General features: G+C 49.9%; 19 protein-coding genes. 15 read left to right on the top strand and 4 right to left on the bottom strand.

Features of this window, described 5'->3' with window-relative positions; genetic code table 11:
- The first annotated feature begins 31 nt into the window (after positions 1-31).
- Both B1728_RS13915 and B1728_RS13910 read left to right on the top strand, forming a co-directional pair.
- The gene (locus tag B1728_RS13915) at positions 32-2,908 is read left to right on the top strand and encodes an RCC1 domain-containing protein (protein ID WP_079910827.1); all 2,877 of its coding nucleotides are present in this window, start codon (positions 32-34) and stop codon (positions 2,906-2,908) included.
- Between the two features lie 274 nt (positions 2,909-3,182).
- A complete protein-coding gene (locus B1728_RS13910) occupies positions 3,183-4,124 on the top strand; it encodes a metallophosphoesterase family protein (protein ID WP_079910826.1) in 942 nt (313 codons plus the stop codon).
- 70 nt (positions 4,125-4,194) lie between these two features.
- Here B1728_RS13910 and B1728_RS13905 read toward each other — a convergent pair whose 3' ends face one another.
- Positions 4,195-5,463 (bottom strand): glucuronate isomerase, encoded by a 1,269-nt coding sequence (locus B1728_RS13905; RefSeq protein ID WP_079910825.1) that lies wholly within the window; start codon positions 5,461-5,463, stop codon positions 4,195-4,197.
- Positions 5,464-5,792: 329 nt separating this feature from the next.
- A complete protein-coding gene (locus B1728_RS13900) occupies positions 5,793-5,999 on the bottom strand; it encodes a DUF1657 domain-containing protein (protein WP_079910824.1) in 207 nt (68 codons plus the stop codon).
- A 177-nt stretch (positions 6,000-6,176) separates the two neighbouring features.
- Here B1728_RS13900 and B1728_RS13895 point away from each other — a divergent pair, with 177 nt between their 5' ends.
- The 8 genes from B1728_RS13895 (at position 6,177) to B1728_RS13860 (ending at position 14,801) form a co-directional block, all read left to right on the top strand.
- Entirely contained in the window at positions 6,177-7,034 is an 858-nt protein-coding gene (locus B1728_RS13895) for a DUF421 domain-containing protein (RefSeq protein ID WP_483310979.1), read from the top strand.
- A 52-nt stretch (positions 7,035-7,086) separates the two neighbouring features.
- Complete coding sequence (spoVAC, locus tag B1728_RS13890) at positions 7,087-7,560, top strand: stage V sporulation protein AC (RefSeq protein ID WP_079910822.1); 474 nt, start codon at positions 7,087-7,089, stop codon at positions 7,558-7,560.
- A 4-nt stretch (positions 7,561-7,564) separates the two neighbouring features.
- Positions 7,565-8,578: a stage V sporulation protein AD gene (spoVAD, locus tag B1728_RS13885; RefSeq protein WP_079910821.1), complete on the top strand. Its 1,014-nt coding sequence runs from the start codon at positions 7,565-7,567 to the stop codon at positions 8,576-8,578.
- A gap of 14 nt (positions 8,579-8,592) precedes the next feature.
- Positions 8,593-8,943 (top strand): stage V sporulation protein AE, encoded by a 351-nt coding sequence (gene spoVAE, locus B1728_RS13880; protein WP_079911052.1) that lies wholly within the window; start codon positions 8,593-8,595, stop codon positions 8,941-8,943.
- Positions 8,944-9,223: 280 nt separating this feature from the next.
- Positions 9,224-10,183 carry an AAA family ATPase gene (locus B1728_RS13875; RefSeq protein WP_079910820.1) on the top strand — a complete coding sequence of 320 codons (960 nt, stop codon included), beginning with the start codon at positions 9,224-9,226 and terminating at the stop codon, positions 10,181-10,183.
- A 20-nt stretch (positions 10,184-10,203) separates the two neighbouring features.
- The gene (locus B1728_RS13870) at positions 10,204-11,433 is read left to right on the top strand and encodes a DUF58 domain-containing protein (protein WP_256865347.1); all 1,230 of its coding nucleotides are present in this window, start codon (positions 10,204-10,206) and stop codon (positions 11,431-11,433) included.
- Positions 11,430-13,655 carry a transglutaminase TgpA family protein gene (locus tag B1728_RS13865; protein WP_079910819.1) on the top strand — a complete coding sequence of 742 codons (2,226 nt, stop codon included), beginning with the start codon at positions 11,430-11,432 and terminating at the stop codon, positions 13,653-13,655. The genes B1728_RS13870 and B1728_RS13865 overlap by 4 nt, the downstream gene beginning before the upstream one ends.
- A 171-nt stretch (positions 13,656-13,826) precedes the next feature.
- Positions 13,827-14,801 (top strand): patatin-like phospholipase family protein, encoded by a 975-nt coding sequence (locus B1728_RS13860; RefSeq protein WP_079911050.1) that lies wholly within the window; start codon positions 13,827-13,829, stop codon positions 14,799-14,801.
- Between the two features lie 131 nt (positions 14,802-14,932).
- Here B1728_RS13860 and B1728_RS13855 read toward each other — a convergent pair whose 3' ends face one another.
- Together B1728_RS13855 and B1728_RS13850 are read right to left on the bottom strand one after the other, a co-directional pair.
- Positions 14,933-15,199, bottom strand: coding sequence for a hypothetical protein (locus B1728_RS13855; protein WP_079910818.1), 267 nt, complete (start codon positions 15,197-15,199; stop codon positions 14,933-14,935).
- Between the two features lie 23 nt (positions 15,200-15,222).
- Positions 15,223-16,101, bottom strand: coding sequence for a DUF1385 domain-containing protein (locus B1728_RS13850; RefSeq protein ID WP_377740075.1), 879 nt, complete (start codon positions 16,099-16,101; stop codon positions 15,223-15,225).
- Between the two features lie 311 nt (positions 16,102-16,412).
- On the opposite strand from B1728_RS13850, the gene B1728_RS13845 reads away from it, so the two are divergent.
- The 5 genes from B1728_RS13845 to B1728_RS13825 all read left to right on the top strand — a co-directional run bounded on the left by B1728_RS13845 (position 16,413) and on the right by B1728_RS13825 (position 19,882).
- The gene (locus B1728_RS13845; protein WP_079910816.1) at positions 16,413-16,919 is read left to right on the top strand and encodes a YqhR family membrane protein; all 507 of its coding nucleotides are present in this window, start codon (positions 16,413-16,415) and stop codon (positions 16,917-16,919) included.
- 113 nt (positions 16,920-17,032) lie between these two features.
- Entirely contained in the window at positions 17,033-17,479 is a 447-nt protein-coding gene (gene aroQ, locus B1728_RS13840) for a type II 3-dehydroquinate dehydratase (RefSeq protein WP_079910815.1), read from the top strand.
- Between the two features lie 4 nt (positions 17,480-17,483).
- Positions 17,484-18,557, top strand: coding sequence for a M24 family metallopeptidase (locus tag B1728_RS13835; RefSeq protein WP_079910814.1), 1,074 nt, complete (start codon positions 17,484-17,486; stop codon positions 18,555-18,557).
- Between the two features lie 71 nt (positions 18,558-18,628).
- Positions 18,629-19,186: an elongation factor P gene (gene efp, locus B1728_RS13830; protein ID WP_079910813.1), complete on the top strand. Its 558-nt coding sequence runs from the start codon at positions 18,629-18,631 to the stop codon at positions 19,184-19,186.
- A gap of 177 nt (positions 19,187-19,363) precedes the next feature.
- The gene (locus tag B1728_RS13825) at positions 19,364-19,882 is read left to right on the top strand and encodes a VanZ family protein (protein ID WP_218672296.1); all 519 of its coding nucleotides are present in this window, start codon (positions 19,364-19,366) and stop codon (positions 19,880-19,882) included.
- Positions 19,883-19,897 lie beyond the last annotated feature (15 nt).

Here is a 19,897-nt window from a genome sequence, read left to right as displayed (position 1 = left end):
AGATTGCCTATAATGGAGGAGAGTGTGAAAAATGGTTCGAAAATTTCGGAAAACAAAATGGAAGCATCAACTTGCCTATATCTTCGTTATCTCATTGCTGCTTCAAGCACTGTTTGGCGCTGGTTTGGTACGGGCAGAGGAATCCTCCGATACAGGGGGATCGACCTCAGCCGGAGCCACAGCGCCCGCAGCTTCACAGGACGTTAATCCGGCCTTGAAGCTGGTACAAATTACAGCCGGCCTAGGCCATACGGTGGCTCTCAAAAGCGACGGTACGGTATGGACTTGGGGAGATAGCCTTCACGGTAAGCTAGGAACGGGTCCGAACGTATTTCGCTATGCTCCGAATCAGGTGAAAGAGCTGTTCGAGATTAAGGCGATTGCGGCCGGGATGAATCATACCCTCGCATTGCGCAAGGATGGAACGGTGTGGGCGTGGGGTCAAAATAATAAAGGACAGCTCGGCGACGGAACGTTGGAGGACCGTCCTGTGCCATTTGAAATTCCGGATTTGCGGGATGTCGCAGCGATTGCCGCAGGCAATAATTCTTCCATCGCGCTCAAAAAGGATGGAACCATAGTCACTTGGGGTGACAATGAGAAGGGACAGCTGGGCGATTCCACGAATGAGAACAAGCTCAAACCGAATCAATTGGATTATCCTACGAATGTCATCGCGGTTGCGGCAGGCGGTAACCATATGCTTGCTCTGCTTACAGACAAAACGGTCGTCGCATGGGGGGACAACACCTATGGGCAGGCAGGGGACTCTGTCACGGAAAGCAAGACGAACCGGCCTACCAGGGTCAATTACACATATGATACCAAGGCGATTGCCGCCGGAAGCAACTTCTCCATGATATTGAAGGAAGACGGCAAAGTGTGGACATGGGGTTATAATGTCTCCGGTCAGCTGGGCAACGGCAATACGACGGACAGAAAGTTTGCCGCTGAAGTCACTGGAGTTACCGATGCGGTTGGCATTGCAGCGGGGAATTCTCATGCAGTGGTTCTTCACAAGGACGGAAAGGTCAGCACCTGGGGGCTGAATAACTACGGTCAGCTGGGTACGGGGGATTACAAGGACAGCGTTATTCAGCAATATGTCGATAATTTAAAGGATGTTGTGTTGATAGGCTCCGGGCACTTCCATTCTCTTGCCGTAAAATCGGATGGAACGGTGTGGGCATGGGGGAACAGCGCCTTGGGTCAGCTGGGAGACGGAGCCGCCGCAAACCGGATTTTACCTACGCTGGTGCCCAGATTTTCTTTACTGGTGAAGCCGCCGGATCCTTCAATGGAAGGACATTACAGCTACGTCAATAACCAGAACCCCAGAGCATTGGCTGCCGGGGACGCATTTACAATGGTATGGAAAAACAACAAGCTGTGGTCATGGGGCGAAAACTTATACGGTCAGTTGGGGCAAGGACAGAACGTCGGCACGAATAAGCCTGCGGAGGTTTCCGGACTTACTCAACTGACGACTTTAGCCGCAGGCTCCGGTCATGCGGTTGCGCTGAATAGTGACGGAACCGTATGGGGCTGGGGATTAAATCTAAGCAGCCAGTTAGCCGATACGGCTTCCCTCGGAAGAAATCTTCCTTCGGCAATGGCCGGGTGGAAGGATATTACCGACATCGCGGCAGGCAATGCGTTTACGATTGCTCTGCGCAAGGACGGGACCGTCTGGGCTGTCGGAGACAATACTTTCGGCCAGCAGGGCGATAACACCAGCACGACCCATTCGGAGCCGGTACAAATTCCAGGGCTGATGCGTATCAAGGCTATTGCCGCCGGCTTCAACCATGCACTGGCACTGGCCGATGACGGTACGGTGTGGGCATGGGGGGATAACAGCAACGGCCAGCTGGGGGATAATACGACGCTGTTAAAGCGTACGGTGCAGCAAATCGTTGGCTTGGAAGGCATACAAGCGATTGCGGCAGGAAAGAATCATTCCATTGCCCTCAAATCGGACGGCACGGTGTGGACATGGGGCTATAACGGGTTCGGTCAATTGGGCGACAGCACGACGACAAATCGGCTGATCCCGGTTCAGGTTACCGGAATGACCAAGGTCACTGCGATTGCAGGCGGAGCGTTCCATACGCTGGCCGTGCGATCGGACGGCACGGTGTGGACGTGGGGGCTGAATACCTTCGGCCAGCTCGGCGACGGTACGAAGACGAATCGCACGCGTCCCGTGCAGACCCAGGGCATCCAGGGGGCGGCATTCGTAGCCGCCGGGAGCTCCCATTCCGCTGCGATGTCAGCGGACGGCACGGTGTGGACATGGGGAGGCAACATGTCCGGACAATTGGGCGACGGCACGTACGTGAACCGTACCGTGCCCGAGGCGGTGACCGGCTTCGTTCGCTCCTTGAGCGATACGGCCGGTCACTGGGCGGAGGCGGCGATTGCCTCCGCTGTGGAAAAAGGCTATGCCGACGGGTACCCCGACGGCAGCTTCCGGCCCGACGGCACGGTAACCCGTGCCGAGTTCGCCAAAATGACCGCAGCCGCCCTGCGGCTTCCCGTAGCGTCGGCTGCGGCGGATGATTCATGGTACAAGCCTTACGCGGATGCGTTAAGGAAGGCAGGATACATCACGCAGGCCGATTTGGCTTGGAACGAGCCGATTCCACGGTCGGAGATTGCGGACATAGCGGTCCGTGCAGCGAGCAAAGAGCTGCAAAAGCCGAATACAGTCATTACACCTGCCTTTGCTATGCAGACGGCCGTGCAGAAAGGAATCCTGCAAGGCTTGGATAACGGCCGACTGGCTCCAGACGAATCGACGAACCGGGCACAGGCGGTGACGATAATAGAACGGATCCTTACGTTGATTAGCGGAGGCAAGCTGCCTGTAGATGAAGCTGCGTTGAGCAGCGCGATGAATCAGTAATAAAGGAATTGGTTACAAAAGGAAGCAAGGGCTTGTTATAAGCCTCTGCTTCTTTTTCTATTTTACCATAATTTGTAAATATAGAGACTCTCCCGTCAGCCGTCAAAATCGGCTTCGAAGCCAAGGTTCCCAGTTTCCGGGGGTGTTATGCCCCTAGTGCCCGGGCTCCTAGCTATCCAATGAAATATAAATTGACAGTACATGAAGTCCGCCATACAATGAGCAGGAATGCGTCATAGTCATTTCATTCCAATACATAAAGGGGAAGATCGATTTGAAGCAATCGCTTTCTTTTCGTCAAGACGGTACATTCACCATCGTTCAATTTACAGACGTTCATATGAAATCCGGAGGGGAGGCCGACGACCGGACGCTTTCCTTAATGAAAAAGGTGCTGGAGACGGAACGTCCCGATCTTGTCGTCTTCACGGGTGATGTGATCGAAGACAAGCATTGCGACGATCCCTTGCAAAGGTTTCATAGGGCTGTCTCGGTCGTGGATAGCGACAAAATCCCTTGGGCCGTCGTATTCGGTAATCATGATTCCGAAGCCAAAATCACCAGAGAAGCATTAATGGAAGCCGTTCAGCCCTATGAATTCGCATTAGCGGAAGCAGGACCGGAGGATATCGGGGGAATCGGCAATTATGCTCTATCCGTCAACGATGCCCGCGGCCATGCGGCAGCTTCGCTGTATTTTTTTGATTCCGGCAGTGTATCGCCGCTTTCCCATGTAAAGGGCTACGGATGGATTGGACGGGATCAGGTGTCGTGGTATGAAGGAATGTCGAGAGAAAGAACCAGGTCCAATAACGGCGTTCCGCTGCCATCCTTGGCCTTCTTCCATATACCATTGCCGGAGTATAATGAGGTATGGCAGCAGGAGGTTTGCTACGGCAGTAAGAATGAAAGGGTATGCTGTCCGCGCATTAATACGGGCCTTTTCTCCGCGATGGTTGAAATGGGAGATGTGATGGGCACCTTTGCCGGTCATGACCATCTTAACGATTACTGGGGAACGAAGCAGGGCATCCGGCTGTGCTACGGCCGGGCTACAGGGTTTAACACGTATGGGCGTGACGATTTTCAGCGAGGGGCAAGAATCATTCGGATGCACGAGGGCAGGAAAGAGTTTGATACGTGGCTTCTGCTTGAAGACGGTACCCGAGTAACGGAGCAGCCGGAGCATCAGCCTGAATACGTGCATTTGTATTAAGAAGCGAGAGCATATCAATGGAAAAAAGGCGTCCCCCGCAACATCGTAGGGACGCCTTGCTTAGATTGGCTTAACGGGAAAGCGCCGGGTCTGGCTTTCCAAGAAACTTCCAGAATGTTCCCCCGAGAAGATCCTCCACGTCACGGCGAATTTCTTCTTCCTCCAGTCTCCATCCGGATGCGAGCAAATCGCTGTATTTGTCGCAAAGCACTTTAGCAATAATTTCACGGGAGTGATCCCATTTATACAGCAGCTGATCAAGAATACGGCAGTCCGAATGCTGAGGAATTATGCTGCCGCCCAGAAGCTCAAGACGCATACGCGTGATTTCCTCAATCAAGCTTGGATTGTTCAGGAACCACCAGCAGCCGAAGACTAACAGATTGCGATTTTTACGTGCTGTAACGGCCAGCTCGTGCTGATTCTCACGGGAAAGCATGGTCACGAGGAATTTGACATCCTGATATTTACTTACGATACGTTCAACCGCACCGATATCGCTCTTGCCCAGGCTATCTCCCGCATCCTTAAGGGATGGATTGACCTTGCGTTTCACCCCGATCATCATGGCAAACGGAATGCCCGCCTCGCGTGCCACCGGCACGATACATTCATCAATAATTCGTCCTCGTACAGAAGGTTCCGGGTAAGCAAAGTCGTTAGGCAAAGAAACGGCCATGTACAATGGGTTCATTCTGGCGATCCAATCTTTAAGGAAACGGCGAATTTCCTCCATGGTGCTTCCGGACAAATCCTGTTTGACGTCGTAGCCTTGCTCAACCAGCTTCGACCAGCTTGTATCCCAAAGGTTAAGCAGCGGATCAATCCGTAATGCCGCAAGGAAACGAGGATCCTGCTCGACATTCTCCGCCCATTTGCTCCGCTCATAAGCATCGAAAGGATCGTTCGTCATCACAACGGTTTTTACTTTGGCCAGCTCCAGGATACGGTTGATATACTCGGCGGAGCTGACATTACGGAAATATTCGCGATAAGAGTTTAAATCACGGGATTTCAGATCAAATCCAAGCCGGTGAAGAACAGTAACTACACCGCGGCAAGCTTCGCTGTATGGCGAATGCTCGATAAAGAGCGTCTGCCAGATCAGATCTGCTTGCTCCTGCTTGCTCATCTTCCAGAAAGCATCATAGGAAAGGTCGGAACGGAAGCGGAATGTCTCAGCAATCAAGTAATGATAAGTAAGGAGCTCGTCCACACCCCATAATAGCAGATCCCCAAAGGATTCGGCGAATAAGTGGGTATGTATGTCGGTAACTTGGGTGTTTCGAACGGTCTCCTGCACGAAGGAAACAAGCTGTTCATGGGTTTGAATAGTCATAAATGAGAGCCTCCCGCAAAATAAGTTTATGTTAACGTGAACAATGAACTTATTATAACATTTTTTTCGGTATAGGCATATACACAACCCAACACAATTCGTCCCAGCATACCATAAACCATGCATCCCAGCGTGCATAGGATTCAAGAATGGAGCCGAAAACCGGATGGATAAGTCTAGTTCGTTGGTTATGATTCTCGTGCTCTTCATATTATTGCTAATTTTGTTTGTCGTCTTATTGTGAAGATGAAGGCAATCGGGCAAAAATAAAACAGCCTTTTCCCAAATGTAGCAGGGAAAGAAGGCTGTTTTATTATGGATTTGGCCCATTAGAAACCTTTATATTGAGGTTCTTCGTTTTCCAATTGCTGAATGCGGCCGTTGATTTGGTCCACTACGGATTGAGTGGTTTTAGCGGCTTGCTCGAACATCGTCTTTGCTTCTTGATTTTGAGTGCTCAGGGCGAAAGTTTCCAAGCTTGCTTGTGCACTTTTCAAGGATGCCAGGGTCGTTTTTACGTTAGATGCTACTGTCATTTGTTTCACCTCCTCTTCAAGTCCTCTACTAATTTGCGCAGGAAAAAAACATCTAATTACTGTAACAAAATGGGAAAACTATTGGAAAAAACTAAGGCCGCAAACCTTTTATAACGCTGCGCCTTTTGACAAATAATTGTTTAGTAAAGTAACTCGTTTGAAAAGGAGACTATGGAAATGGAATGGCTACATATCGCTTTAAGGTCGTTGGGCGCAATTGCCATGCTGTTCTTGATCACTCGTTTGCTTGGAAAAAAGCAAATATCGCAGCTCACCTTCTTTGAATATATAACCGGGATCACGTTAGGGGAGCTGGCAGGATTTATTTCTACCGATTTGGAAAACCATTATACGCATGGAATTACTGCATTACTCGTTTGGTTCCTGGTGCCGCTCACCATAGAGCTCGTTTCCTTGAAAAGCGTTACCCTTCGCAAATGGTTTGAAGGCAATGGGACGGTTATGATCAAGGACGGAAAGGTTATGGGGAAAAACCTCAGGAAAGAGCGTTACACAGCGGATGAGCTGTTGGAGCAGCTTCGGAAAAAGAGTGTGTTTAACATCGCGGATGTGGAGTTTGCCGTTTTGGAATCAAGCGGTGAGCTTAATGTGCTTCTCAAGAAGGAGAACCAGCCCCTAACTCCAAAACAGCTGGGCATTAAAGTCGGGCCGGAGAAGGAGCCGCAGACGGTCATTATTGACGGCAACATTATGGACGAGCCGTTGGCTACCGCTGGTTTCAGCCGTGCATGGCTGCAGGCGGAGCTGGAGAAAATAGGGGTTACCAAAGATAATGTATTTCTCGGCCAGGTAGATTCTTACGGATCGCTCTATGTGGATTTGTATGACGACATGCTTCAGGTACCGGCCAATAATGAGAAGCTTCTGTTACTGGCCAACTTGAAAAAATGCGAAGCCGACATCTCGCTGTACGGATTGGCGACCAACAGCAGCGAGGCCAAAATGATGTATGAGCAGTGCGCAAGACTGCTTCGTAAGGAAATTGTCAATCTCATTCCCGTATTGAAACGATAAAGTCGACTTCTTAAAGGCATTCCATCGCAAGGATGAGAAAGGATGTGGAACCATGGCTGTAAAAGCAAAGCAAAAAATGACGTGGACCCAAGAGGAATATCAGGAGCTGGCCAAGAGAAAAGAACCGCCCAGACCCGTGGTGAAAAACTGCCTTAGAGCTTTTTTGGTCGGAGGGATTATTTGCATTATCGGTCAGGCCTTGATGGAGCTTTTTATAAGAGTGTTCGGATTTACCGAGAAGACGGCAGGCAATCCTACGGTTGCCGTCCTGATTTTTATCTCCGTCGTACTAACCTGCTTCGGTGTATACGACAAGATCGCTCAATGGGCGGGAGCGGGCTCGGCCGTTCCGGTTACCGGCTTTGCCAACTCCATGTGTTCCGCAGCATTGGAGCATAAGAGTGAGGGGATTGTGCTTGGCGTAGGTGCCAATATGTTCAAGCTTGCAGGTTCGGTTATTGTATTCGGAACGGTCGCTGCTTTCGTGATCGGGATCATTCATTTACTCTTGGGAATGGGGAGGTAATCGGATGCTGCAGGGTCATCAAAGCTGGATATTCCGCAACAAGCCTGTCATTCAGGCTACGGCTACGGTTGTAGGCCCGGACGAGAGCCAGGGTCCGCTTGTGAATGATTTTGATATTGTTCACGGCGATCTTACCTTAGGGCAGGATAGCTGGGAGAAAGCTGAACGAAAGCTGATGGAGGAAGCAGGCAAGCTTGCCATTGAGAATGCCGGACTTACTAAAGAACAAATCCAGTTTTATGTCGGCGGCGACCTTATGAACCAGATTATAAGCAACACATTCGCCGCCCGGACGATGTCCATTCCTTATCTCGGCATATTCGGCGCTTGTTCCACCTCGATGGAAGGGCTGGCAATGGCTTCATTAATTGTTGACTCCGGCTCCGCCAAGTACGCTATGGCCGGAACCTGCAGCCATAACTGTACATCGGAAAAGCAGTTCCGGTATCCGACCGAATATGGCTCGCAAAAGCCTCCCACAGCACAATATACGGTAACTGGAGCGGGAGCCGCCGTAATTTCCCGGCATGGCAAGGGACCAGTAGTGACAGGCGCAACCATAGGACGGGTTGTGGATATGGGAATTAAGGATCCGTTCAATATGGGGGCCGCTATGGCACCCGCCGCTGTAGATACGATACAGGCTCATTTTCGGGATTTTGAGCGGGAGCCGGGCTATTACGATCTTATCGTAACAGGCGACCTGGCTTCCGTAGGCTATGAAATTGCATGCGAGCTGCTGGAGAAGCATAAGATTCCGATGAACCAAACTATTTATAAGGATTGCGGTCTCATGGTATTTGATGTGAATAAGCAGGCCGTAATGGCTGGAGGCAGCGGCTGCGGGTGCTCCGCCGTCGTTACGTATGGACATATTATGAAAAAGCTGCGCAAGGGTGAATTGAAGAGAGTGCTGGTTGTAGCGACCGGTGCCTTGTTATCTCCGCTATCGTTCCAACAAGGCGAAAGCATTCCATGTATCGCTCATGCGGTAGCCATAGAAAGCGGGGAGGAATAAACGTGGATACAGTCATGCATTTTGTATGGGCGTTCGTTATTGGAGGTGCAATCTGTGTTGTTGGGCAGCTGCTGATGGATGTAGGCAAGCTGACTCCGGCTCACACCATGAGCTCCTTGGTTGTGGCGGGAGCGGTATTGGATGGGGTTGGGCTGTACGAGCCGTTCATCAAGTTTGCCGGCGCAGGCGCTACAGTGCCAATTACGAGCTTCGGTAATTCCCTAGTTCATGGCGCTATGCAGGAGCTAAAGCTCCACGGTGCGATTGGGATTATTACCGGTATTTTCGAGGTGACTAGCGCAGGGATCTCCGCGGCGATCATCTTTTCCTTCCTGGCAGCCCTTGTCTGCAGACCGAAAGGATAACCAGGTTTAGTCCCCATAAAAAAACTTTGATTTTCGTACAACACGAATGTTGGCAAATTAGGCTCCGGGATGCTTCCCGGAGTATTTTTTTTGGTGCAGAGCTTACCTAAGCAGGTATAACGGCAAGCAACAGGAAGAAAATGTACCAAAATGTGTAATTTTACAAACAAATTTAGCATTTTTACATGTATACTGCCTTTTTTGAATCTTGTAGAATAGAATGAGGACCACTATAGGTAAAAACCTACACTTTTTGAATACCTCAAGGAGGATCAGGATCATGGAGCCTATCGTAAAAGAAGACATACAGACTATAAAGCGCATTCAAGCGAATTTGGAATCTTGCATCCTCGGCAAGACGGATGAGATTAAGCTTCTTTTGACAGCGATGCTGGCGGGAGGCCACGTGCTGCTCGAAGATGTACCGGGAACAGGGAAGACTGTATTGATCAAATCGCTGGCCAAATCGATCCGCGGCCAATTTAGGCGAATCCAATGCAATCCTGATTTACTCCCGACGGATATTACGGGGGTTTCTATATATCATCCGAAGGATGAAGTTTTTATTTTTCGTCCGGGTCCGATCATGACCCATATCTTGCTTGCGGATGAAATTAACAGGGCAACCACCAAGACGCAATCGGCTTTACTTGAGGCTATGGAAGAGCGGCACATTACGGTGGACGGGGTAACTCACGAGCTGCCGAATCCGTTTTTGCTGCTGGCAACGCAAAATCCGATTGATTTTGAAGGGACTTATATTTTGCCGGAAGCTCAGCTCGACCGCTTTATGATGAAATTCAGTCTCGGTTATCCGGATGAAGCCACCGAGACCAGAATGATCCAATCCCAGAGTGTCGTTCACCCGGTCGAACTGCTGCAGCCTGTCGCGGAAGTAGAGGAAATCCAGGGAATCCAGCAGCGCGTCAAGCAGGTTCATCTGGATGATGCGGTAGCAGCGTATCTTGTAGCCATTACCCGCCAGACCAGGGAGCACCCGGCTATCTTCCTCGGGGCAAGTCCTCGGGCTACGCTGGCTTTGGTTCAAGCATCCAAGGCATACGCGCTGTTGCAGGAACGGGATTATGTCATTCCCGACGATATCAAGTTCTTGGCGCCGTACGTGCTGGGCCACCGCATTTTGCTTCATGCGGAAGCGAGAATGGATGGAACGACGGTACCGTCTGTGCTGCAATCTGTATTCCAGCAGGTTAGAGTACCGATCCGTCTGGAGAAATAAGCATGATGAGGGGATCGGTCATGCAGAAGTTGACGGAGAGGCAGCGTTTGAGCAAGCAATTCTGGGCGGTGCTGGCCAGCTTTCTTATCAGCTTGGGCTTCCTTCTGTTTCAGGGCGGGAAATTGGCGCTAATGGTATTTGTCATCATAAGTCTTCTAAGCGTTTATTTGCTGCTGGGCCAATGGAGCGGGATTAAGCGAACCCAGGGAACAAGAATCCTGAGCAATATTGATCATGGGGGAACGTTGGAAGCAGGAAGCAGCTTGGGCGTAACGATTCAGCTGCAGATCCCCGGATTTTGGCCGATGCCGTATATATTTGTGAAGGATCGGCTGTTTCACAAGAATGGAACGGAGCTCGAATTCGAGGCCACGATCGTTCCCGATTGGCGCCGCCGGGGCGAATGGGAATACCGTACCCCTTCCTTGCGCAGGGGCATGTACAGCTTCGGAATGACGGAATGTGTAACGGAAGATATCTTCGGCTTGTTCGAGCACAGCGGGAATTTAAAGCTGCCGCACAGCATTGTCGTTCTTCCGCAGACCATAGCGATTCGGGAGTGGCAGCAATATCACCAGATGATGAAGGGTACCAACCATCATTCCACAACGACCCGGGCTGTCAGGGAAACGACGCAGATTAACGGCGTACGAGAATATATATATGGCGACCGCCTTTCCAGAATTCATTGGAATGCGACAGCGAAGACCGGGACGTGGAAGTCCAAGGAGTTTGAAAGGGAGTCTCTTCCGAAGACCTATCTTATTCTGGATAGGGAACGCAAGGGGTATAACGATCCGGATCAATTCGAGCTGGCGGTATCGGTTGCCGCCTCCTTATTTCAATACGGGACGACCCGCGGACTTGCCTTGGGACTCCTGTCTACCGGGGCGGACGATGTGTATTTCGAGCCAAAGCCGGGACAAAATCAACATAAAACGGTGCAGCAGCATTTTATCCAAGTGGAAGCAGACGGGAATTATTCCTTGAAGCAGGTCATAAGGGAAAAAGCGCAAAATCTGGTGCCAGGAAGCTTTATAGCACTGATTACGCCTGTCTACGGCGAGCCGATGCTGCAAATCATCAGCTTGATGAAACAGCTGCAGCTCAATCCATGCCACATGTGGCTCTGCACAGACCCGGCTAATAAAGAGAAGTGGCTGAAGCAGCTTCAGTCCATAGGCGTTGCCGGATACGCTATTCAGTCGTTAAGTGAGCTTCCGGTCTTGTTGGGAGGTCGGAGCGGATGAACGAACGAGTATCCTGGTGGCGGCGGCTGTTGTTCCATGAATGGCCCCACAGGTTAACTGTACTGCTGGTAGGCATATTCCTGCTGCAGTATGTGCTGTGGTTCATGAAGGAGGATCATCTCTGGCTGCCAGAGACGGTTGTCATTGTAGAGCTGACCTTGCTGGCAACGCTCATTCTGGAGCACTTCTCCAGAATCCACTGGCTGCTGCGGAGTCTGGTCCAGCTATTGCTCATTATTGTCATCAATAAGCAGGTGCTGTATTCCTATCAAGTCATAGAGAACATGACGGTACAGAGCTTTTTTTCATCGCGGTTATTTTTAAATTTGTACCAGCTTACCCCTTATCTCTGGTTCAGCTTGGCGGCCTGGGTGGCGTATCTTGCTTTCATATGGTGGGTAGAGGTCAAGTGGCGCGTCTACGTATTGATGCTGGCCACCGTCATTATCATGTGTATTCGAGATTCCTTCTCGAGCGTTTATTTGTGGCCGCAGGTCGCAATAACAATCGGATGCGGATTGTTCTTACTGATCTTGAGCCATTTCCAGCAGCTGCGTAAGAAAGACCCGACGGCCTGGAGCTATCTGGCGGATTACCCGGCCTCGATTGCCATTCCCATCGTCTCGCTGATCAGTCTAACTGTGGTGGTTGGAGCTATTATGCCTGAAGTGGGCCCAATGGTCACAGACCCCTACACAGCTTGGAGGACGATGCGCGGGGAGTCGGTTAATTTTACTACCGGTAAAGGGATCGAGGTTGCAGCCTCTTCCGGCGATACTTCTTCCGGTTATAGCCGGAGTGATGCTGCTCTGGGCAGCGGGTTTCAGTTCGACTACACCCCTGTTATGACCGTGGACACCACGCATCGCAGTTATTGGAGGGGGGAAACCCGAGCCAACTATACCGGAAAGGGCTGGGAATTAGGGGATAATGATAAACGGGCCGCAGCCACCGCGGTACGTCCTGATGCCATATTGGCTTCGGATCCCCGAAGTGCAGGCAGCAAGATGAAGACGATTGAGGTCAAACAGACCGTAAGTGTACTGTCCGAGGACGTGTACCCCGTATTATTCGGTGCGTACGATATTCAGAAGGTCACCGATCTCAATGGAGGAAAAACCGGCTTCGAGCCCCTGCTATGGGCGCCTTCACAATCGGAGCTCAGATTGAACGCTGCCCTCAACCAAGGCTATCCGAAAACGTATACGGTTGTTTCGCAAATGCCCATCATCGATGAAGAAGGGTTGAGGAAGGTCACCGATACGTCTGTGCGGAGCGATATGGGGGAATACTTGCAGCTTCCCGATCAATTGCCCGGCCGGGTACGGCAGCTCGCCGCAGAAATTACGAAGAATGCGCCGACTCCTTACGATAAAGCCAAAGCTATTGAAAAATATTTGCGAGAGAATTATCCCTATACGAATAAACCTGATTTAAGTAAAGGACGCAGCAAGGACTTTGTGGATCGCTTTTTGTTCGAAATAAAGGAAGGGTATTGCGATTACTACTCCTCTGCTATGGCTGTACTATCCCGTTCGGTAGGGCTTCCGACCCGTTGGGTTAAGGGCTACGCCTCAGGGCAATCGTCCAATATAGACGAAATGTTCGGCATGTTCGGCGAGGAATCACTTATGGACCCGGACGCCGCGGGAGTGTATACGGTGCGGAATGCGGATGCGCACTCATGGGTAGAAGTATATTTCAGTGGGTGGGGCTGGGTACCGTTCGAGCCTACCTCCGGATTTACGCTGCCTCGGGCAGTTCAAACCGAAGAAATTTCCTTTGAGCCTTCCGTCGTTCCTGAGGTTACGCCGTCAGAGCCTGAACCGACAGTACTTGAACGGCATGGACATGTTGCAGGTGTGGTCGTAGCTGCAGTGATTGCGGCAGCCGCTATTGTGCTTCTGATTCGAAAATTTCAGCTAGTGGAGCTGATACAAGAGAAGCTTGAACGCAGACGCGCATCCTTATTAAAGCAAAAGGTTATTATTGAATGCGAAAGACTGCTGCGCATATGCCGCCGCAACGGTTACGTGCGGTACGAGCATGAAACGCTGCGCGAAGCGATGCGCCGCTGGTCCCAGCAGAGCAAATGGATGAAATCCGACCTGGAGCAGGTGTTGGCTGTATTCGAAAAAGCGAAATACAGTAAAGCGGAGATCTCGGAAGAGGAATGGCAGCATACGGTTGCCGTTGTTGAAAAACTGCGTTCGCAATTTTGATGAGAGAAGGAGACGTGTGCTTCAACGCATGCGTCTTTTTTTGCCATCCTTCAGAGGGGTAAGCCCCTTTCATAGAACCTGCTGCCAGCCGCAGCTTCTATGAACATATGTACAATCTCTGCCCGCATACATTTTTTAAGGCGAACATTACGAGCGGGAGAAGGGATGCTTGTGAAAATCAATGCGGTTTTCGAAGGCGGCGGAGTCAAGGGGATAGCACTGGCAGGAGCGGTTCACGCGGCGGAGCGTAAGGGGCTTACCTTTCATCAGGTGGCTGGGACGTCATCAGGGGCCATCGTTGCATCATTAGTAGCGGCGGGATATTCCGCTGAAGAGCTGAAGAATATTATTATGGCAACCCCGTTCAGCTCCTTTATGCAGCGTGCACCCGTATTTAATGCAAAGATCATCGGCCCGCTTACCCGGCTATTTTTGAAAAAAGGATTATATTCGGGAGAGGCGCTCGAGCGTTGGATTCACCAGCTGCTTTTGGCCAAAGGGATACGCACGTTCAGCGATTTGAAAAAAAACCAGCTCCGCATTATCGCATCGGATATTTCGGACCGAAGGCTTCTTGTGCTGCCGGATGATATTGAACAGTACGGGATTGACCCCAAGCGATTGCTGATCTCCAAAGCCGTTCGTATGAGCACGAGCATCCCTTATTTTTTTGACCCCGTCATTATTCGTAAGGCTCCCAGCAAAAGAGCACCCAAGCAGTCGTTCGCGGACCAGTTCGCATATATTGTAGACGGAGGGCTTCTGAGCAATTTTCCTCTCTGGATTTTTGACCAGGACCACACCCCTAAGGCGGAGCAGCTTATTCCTACGATCGGCTTCCAGCTTGTAGGGAGAGGAACCGGGCAGCCTAATACGATTTTCGGTCCGGTGACGATGTTTAAAGCGTTATTCTCCACTATGATGGATGCCCATGATGAACGTTATATCGAAGAAGCGAACCGGTTTCGGACCATCAAAATCCCGACGTTAGGTGTAAGTGTGACCGATTTTGACATCTCCAATGAAAAAAGTCTGCAGCTGTACGAAGCCGGATGCCTGGCTGGAGAGGCCTTCCTTAATAAATGGAAGCTGATGGATTACAAAATGGGCTTCGAGCAGCATGTTCTTCGAAGAAAAATCAAATAAACACAAAATAGCCCCACAAAGAGAGGGGAGAGTCTCTGAGGCTAATTTCTGGGGCTGATTCTGATGCTCCGTGGGGAGCCCGGAATCTGTCAGTTCCTAAATGCAAAAAAAACGGCGACCCGGTCGCCGTTTTAATGATATTTGGGGGGCTCGTCAGAGCTCCCTTTATTGCCGTCGATAACGCGAAATGTTGCGTTGCGAGTGCGTCTTTCTTTGGTTCTTCCGCCGCTTTTGGCGGAGAAGGCGGGCTTGCGCCAACGATTTGGCGGATACTTATACAGCAGGAAGATAACGCCAAATACCAAAATGGGGATGATCAATTGCAAAGCTTTGGAGGCGATCCCGATCAAGGCTAACCCCAGAACAACATAGGTGGCTATGGAAAAACGCTTTTTCATCGCTGCCCCTCCTCTAATCCATATTATGCTCTTGCTTCTTTATCTAATTCTCTCATCCGGTTGAAAGAGGCGATGGATACTTCGACCATGGAATTATCCGGCTGCTTGGTCGTAAGCATCTGCAGCCACAGCCCGGGATAACCCAGATAACGAAGAACAGGAACTTCCCGCAGGCTGTTCGTAAAGCGCAGCACTTCGTATGAGACGCCAATGACTACAGGTAATAATACGATCCGTTGGACGATACGTTCCACAAAAGAATCATACGTAAAGAAGGAATAAATAATGACGCCGACCAGTACGGTGAATACGATAAAGCTGCTTCCGCACCGGTAATGCAGCGTGCTGAATTTTTGTACATTTTCGACCGTCAGCTCTACTCCGGCTTCATAGGCACTGATGACCTTGTGTTCGGCTCCGTGGTATTGAAACAGGCGTTTGATCATCGGTGTTAGGGAAATAAAGTAAATGTAGCCGATTAACAGCACGATCTTGATTAATCCCTCGATCAGGTTGTGCCCGATTTGATTCTGAAACAGGTTAGCAAATAACAGCTGCTCGATAATAGGAGGGATGAGCGTAAAGACGAATTTACCGAATATAAAGGAAATGATCCCCACAACCGCTACGCCCAGGATCATGGATATACGTCCGGTGACCGATTCCTTTTTCTCCTCCTTCGGTGTACCGTCCCCTTCCTCCTCGGCAAAGGCTTCCGCCGAAAAATTAAGATGCTGGGCGCCTTTAGCGCTAGCTTCAATAATGCCGACAATACCGCGGATAAACGGTATTTTCTTCAAGACTTTGACCCAACCGATTTCGGTCTTGGGAACCTCCAGGTACTCGATAGTATTATCTTTTCGGCGAATGGCCGTTACGTTAACAGTTTGGCCTCCAAACATGACCCCTTCAATCACGGCTTGGCCACCGTAAATGGCACATGGTTTTTCATTTTGCGACAAAGACTACACCTTCTTCTGATAGAAATAAAATGGCGACTCTACATTATTGTATCGGATTCAAAGAGAGAATGCCACCGTTTAGGGGACAAATATTTGTATATACTAACGGTATTCCGCTGCAAGAATGCGACATCATTTCCTTGCTTAAGATAAGAAGGAAGCGCAGGCGTTGCAAACGCGGGGCAGAACATGAACATAAGGTTTGGCCTAGGGCGCAGGCTGGTCCGGCAAAACCTGTGAGGAGGAACGACATGAACGAGCCAAGAGCCAAAGCACCTTCCAACCGTTGGCTGTTTTCATTAAATATCGGTTTTTTTGCGGGTTTGATATGGGGCGCAGTGAAAATGCTGGAGCATTATCTTCATTTTACCAGCTTGCCTCCGGGCTTTTTGGTGGAGCATTTTTATAAACGGTCATTTTTAAACAGCTTTGAAGGATATATGGTAGGATGGGTCACGTTTATTGTTTTCTCTATTTTTGCGTCCTTGCTGTATACAGCCTTCTTAGCCAAAGCGACCGGGCCATGGCCGGGAGTTGCCTACGGAGCCGTATGGTGGGGGCTTATCTTTTTGCTGATCGGGCCGATAACCGGGATGATGAATTGGATCGCTTATCTCGACTGGAACACGATCATTACAGAGGTCTGTCTGTTTATTGTGTGGGGATTATTCATAGGGTACAGCCTGGCTCTGGAATTCAATGACGAGCGGGAAAGAGAGCCTGTCGATACCGGACAACAGAATCCACAGCCGGAATAATTCAGGGACTGCTTGCCAAGCCGCAAAAAACAGTTCTCAAACAGAAGAAAGTTATGGTAAAATAATTGGGTGTGTATTTCTGTATGTTGAAGAAACGTATTGGAGGGACCGGCTTGAAAAAAATTTTGGTATTAAACGGTCCGAATTTGAACATGCTCGGCGTTCGCGAGCCAGGCGTGTATGGAACCACATCGCTTCAAACGATTGAAGAGCGGCTGACGAAGCTGGCGGCAGAGCTGTCCGTGGAATTGGAATGCTTTCAATCCAATCATGAAGGGGCCCTAATCGATAAGATCCACGAAGCTTTTTCGGTCAAAGACGGCATCGTGATGAACCCTGGAGCGTTCACGCATTACAGCTATGCGATTCGCGATGCAATCGAGGCAGTTCGAATTCCGACAATTGAAGTACATATATCGAATATTCACAAAAGAGAGGCGTTTCGCCATGTATCGGTGATCGCTCCCGTCGCGCTCGGCCAAATTGCCGGTCTGGGTGTGGACAGCTACGAACTGGGACTTCGCGCCATAGTAAGCCACCTCAATTCTTTGGAGGGATAACCTAATGCAGCAAGCACGTATAGAACGCCTTCGCACGGTTTTGCAAGAGCAAGGTTTAAAGGCGCTTTTAATTACTAACGAAACGAACCGCCTTTATATGACGGGCTTTACCGGTTCATCCGGCATGGTGTTAATTTCCGAGAATAAAGCGTACCTGTTGACAGATTTTCGCTATATGACTCAAGCCCCGGCTCAAGCCGTTCATTATGAGGTAGTCGAGCATGCTCCGAACCCGTTGGAAACGGTAAAGGATCTGCTTGTCAAGCTGGGTATAACCAAAGTAGGTTTCGAGCAAAACGATATGACGTTCGGAGCATACCAGAGTGCTGCCAAGGCATTAAGCGGCATTCAATTGGAGCCGACCGACGGGCTTGTCGAGAAGCTTCGGGTCATTAAGGACGATGCCGAAATAGCCGTCCTGCAGGAAGCAGCCGATTTGGCAGACCGCACCTTCACGCATATCCTGAATTTCCTGAAGCCCGGTGCCAAGGAAGCGGATATTGCGCTTGAAATAGAAATGTTCGTCCGCAAGAACGGAGCGGCTTCTACGTCTTTCGAGACGATCGTCGCATCCGGCGAACGATCTGCGCTTCCTCATGGCAAAGCGAGTGACCGCCTCCTTCAGGCGAATGAATTTGTCACGCTGGATTACGGCGCTTATTATAAAAGATACTGTTCCGACATTACGAGAACAGTGGTAGTAGGCAAGCCAACGGAAAAGCACAAAGAGATTTACCAGATTGTTCTTGAAGCGCAAATGACGGCTTTGGACAAGATCAGACCCGGGATGACTGGCCGCGAAGCGGATGCAATCGCAAGGGATATTATCCAGCGGCATGGTTACGGCGATTATTTCGGTCACGGAACGGGGCATGGCCTGGGAATGGAAGTTCATGAAGCGCCGCGGCTTTCCAAGAACGGAGATACGGTTTTAACGCCCGGAATGATCGTAACGGTTGAACCCGGCATTTATTTGCCAGGCTTCGGCGGAGTTCGCATCGAAGATGATATCGTCGTTACAGAATCCGGAATTAAAATATTGACGCATTCAAGCAAAGACTTGATTGCCTTGGATTAACATCTTGGCGGAAGCCTGAAGGCGAATGGCCGGCAGGAATTCTGCTCACATTTTTAGGGAGGTATTTTTCAGTGGTATCAGTAAACGATTTTAAGACAGGCTTAACAATTGAAGTTGACGGTGATTTGTTCACTGTAATTGATTTTCAACACGTAAAACCGGGTAAAGGAGCAGCTTTCGTTCGCTCCAAATTGAAAAACCTGCGTAACGGCAACACCGTGGAACGTACATTCCGTGCGGGTGAAAACGTAGGCCGTGCACATATCGAGAACCGTGAAATGCAGTACCTGTATGCAAGCGGTCAAGACCATACATTTATGGATACGGAAACTTACGACCAATTCAGCTTGCCTGCTAAGCAATTGGAGTGGGAATTGAACTTCTTGAAAGAAAACATGATGATCCATATCATGAGCTATCAAGGCGAAATCTTGGGAATCAACCTGCCGAACAGCATTGAGCTGAAAGTGGTTGAAACGGAGCCAGGCATCAAAGGCAACACGGCTACCGGCGCTACCAAAAACGCTAAGCTTGAGACCGGCCTGAATGTACAAGTACCTTTGTTCATTAACGAAGGCGATGTATTGCTGATCGATAGCCGTGAAGGAAAATACATCTCCCGCGCTTAGTCTCACCCGACTATAGAAACCTGCCATCCGGCAGGTTTTTTACTTACTTTAGGATTCCCGGCCAGATAAATGATTCAGCTGCGAAGCCAAGTCCCGGCTTGGAGGTTATTCTGCTGCTCATAGAATCCAAAGCATCGTTTACAAGATAAAGGCGGAATGCTATTATTGGGAAAATAAGTGAGTTCATTGCATCTCACAGGCTATTCCGAAGCGAAGGTGCTGATCCCATTGAGTCAGGTCCGGCAATGGAAGCTGCATGTCTGGGCGGCATGGCTTCTTTTTTTCTCGTATTCCTTGTTGATGATCTACTTGCTGTTCTTCGGATTCTCGCGATCCGCGCGAACGGAGAGGCTCTATAATCTGGTCCCTTTCAAAACGATAGGAAGCTATATCACGGACTTCCAATATTACCCGTTAGATCTCTGGATCATTAATATTTTTGGAAATGTGGGGGCCTTCGTGCCGTTTGGGTTCCTGATCCCGATGTTATTTCGTTCTTATAACAGCTGGTTTTCTATTGCGAAGCTAATGTTCTGGTCCTTGCTGATAGTTGAATCCATCCAGTTCCTATTTAAAGTAGGCAGCTTTGATGTGGATGATATTATTTTGAATGTGCTCGGAGGGCTGTGGGGTTATGCAATCTATACAGCGACAATAAGCCGCAGTCGCAGACGCAAGCTTCAGAAATCATGGTAACGGACCAAATAAGCC

Source organism: Paenibacillus sp. 32352 (genome assembly GCF_002042965.1).
GTDB lineage: Bacteria > Bacillota > Bacilli > Paenibacillales > NBRC-103111 > Paenibacillus_S > Paenibacillus_S vulneris.
The sequence above is the reverse complement of the archived record's forward strand: the minus strand, read 5'-3'. Positions and strand labels throughout refer to the sequence as shown.

Bases quoted from the DNA above. Each gene is read 5' to 3' on its own strand.
- B1728_RS13915 (WP_079910827.1), top strand. From the start codon at position 32: ATGGTTCGAAAATTTCGGAAAACAAAATGGAAGCATCAACTTGCCTAT.
- B1728_RS13905 (WP_079910825.1), bottom strand. From the start codon at position 5,463: ATGACTATTCAAACCCATGAACAGCTTGTTTCCTTCGTGCAGGAGACC.
- B1728_RS13900 (WP_079910824.1), bottom strand. From the start codon at position 5,999: ATGACAGTAGCATCTAACGTAAAAACGACCCTGGCATCCTTGAAAAGT.
- B1728_RS13895 (WP_483310979.1), top strand. From the start codon at position 6,177: ATGGAATGGCTACATATCGCTTTAAGGTCGTTGGGCGCAATTGCCATG.
- spoVAC (WP_079910822.1), top strand. From the start codon at position 7,087: ATGGCTGTAAAAGCAAAGCAAAAAATGACGTGGACCCAAGAGGAATAT.
- spoVAD (WP_079910821.1), top strand. From the start codon at position 7,565: ATGCTGCAGGGTCATCAAAGCTGGATATTCCGCAACAAGCCTGTCATT.
- spoVAE (WP_079911052.1), top strand. From the start codon at position 8,593: ATGCATTTTGTATGGGCGTTCGTTATTGGAGGTGCAATCTGTGTTGTT.
- B1728_RS13875 (WP_079910820.1), top strand. From the start codon at position 9,224: ATGGAGCCTATCGTAAAAGAAGACATACAGACTATAAAGCGCATTCAA.
- B1728_RS13870 (WP_256865347.1), top strand. From the start codon at position 10,204: ATGCAGAAGTTGACGGAGAGGCAGCGTTTGAGCAAGCAATTCTGGGCG.
- B1728_RS13865 (WP_079910819.1), top strand. From the start codon at position 11,430: ATGAACGAACGAGTATCCTGGTGGCGGCGGCTGTTGTTCCATGAATGG.
- B1728_RS13855 (WP_079910818.1), bottom strand. From the start codon at position 15,199: ATGAAAAAGCGTTTTTCCATAGCCACCTATGTTGTTCTGGGGTTAGCC.
- B1728_RS13850 (WP_377740075.1), bottom strand. From the start codon at position 16,101: ATGTTTGGAGGCCAAACTGTTAACGTAACGGCCATTCGCCGAAAAGAT.
- B1728_RS13845 (WP_079910816.1), top strand. From the start codon at position 16,413: ATGAACGAGCCAAGAGCCAAAGCACCTTCCAACCGTTGGCTGTTTTCA.
- B1728_RS13835 (WP_079910814.1), top strand. From the start codon at position 17,484: ATGCAGCAAGCACGTATAGAACGCCTTCGCACGGTTTTGCAAGAGCAA.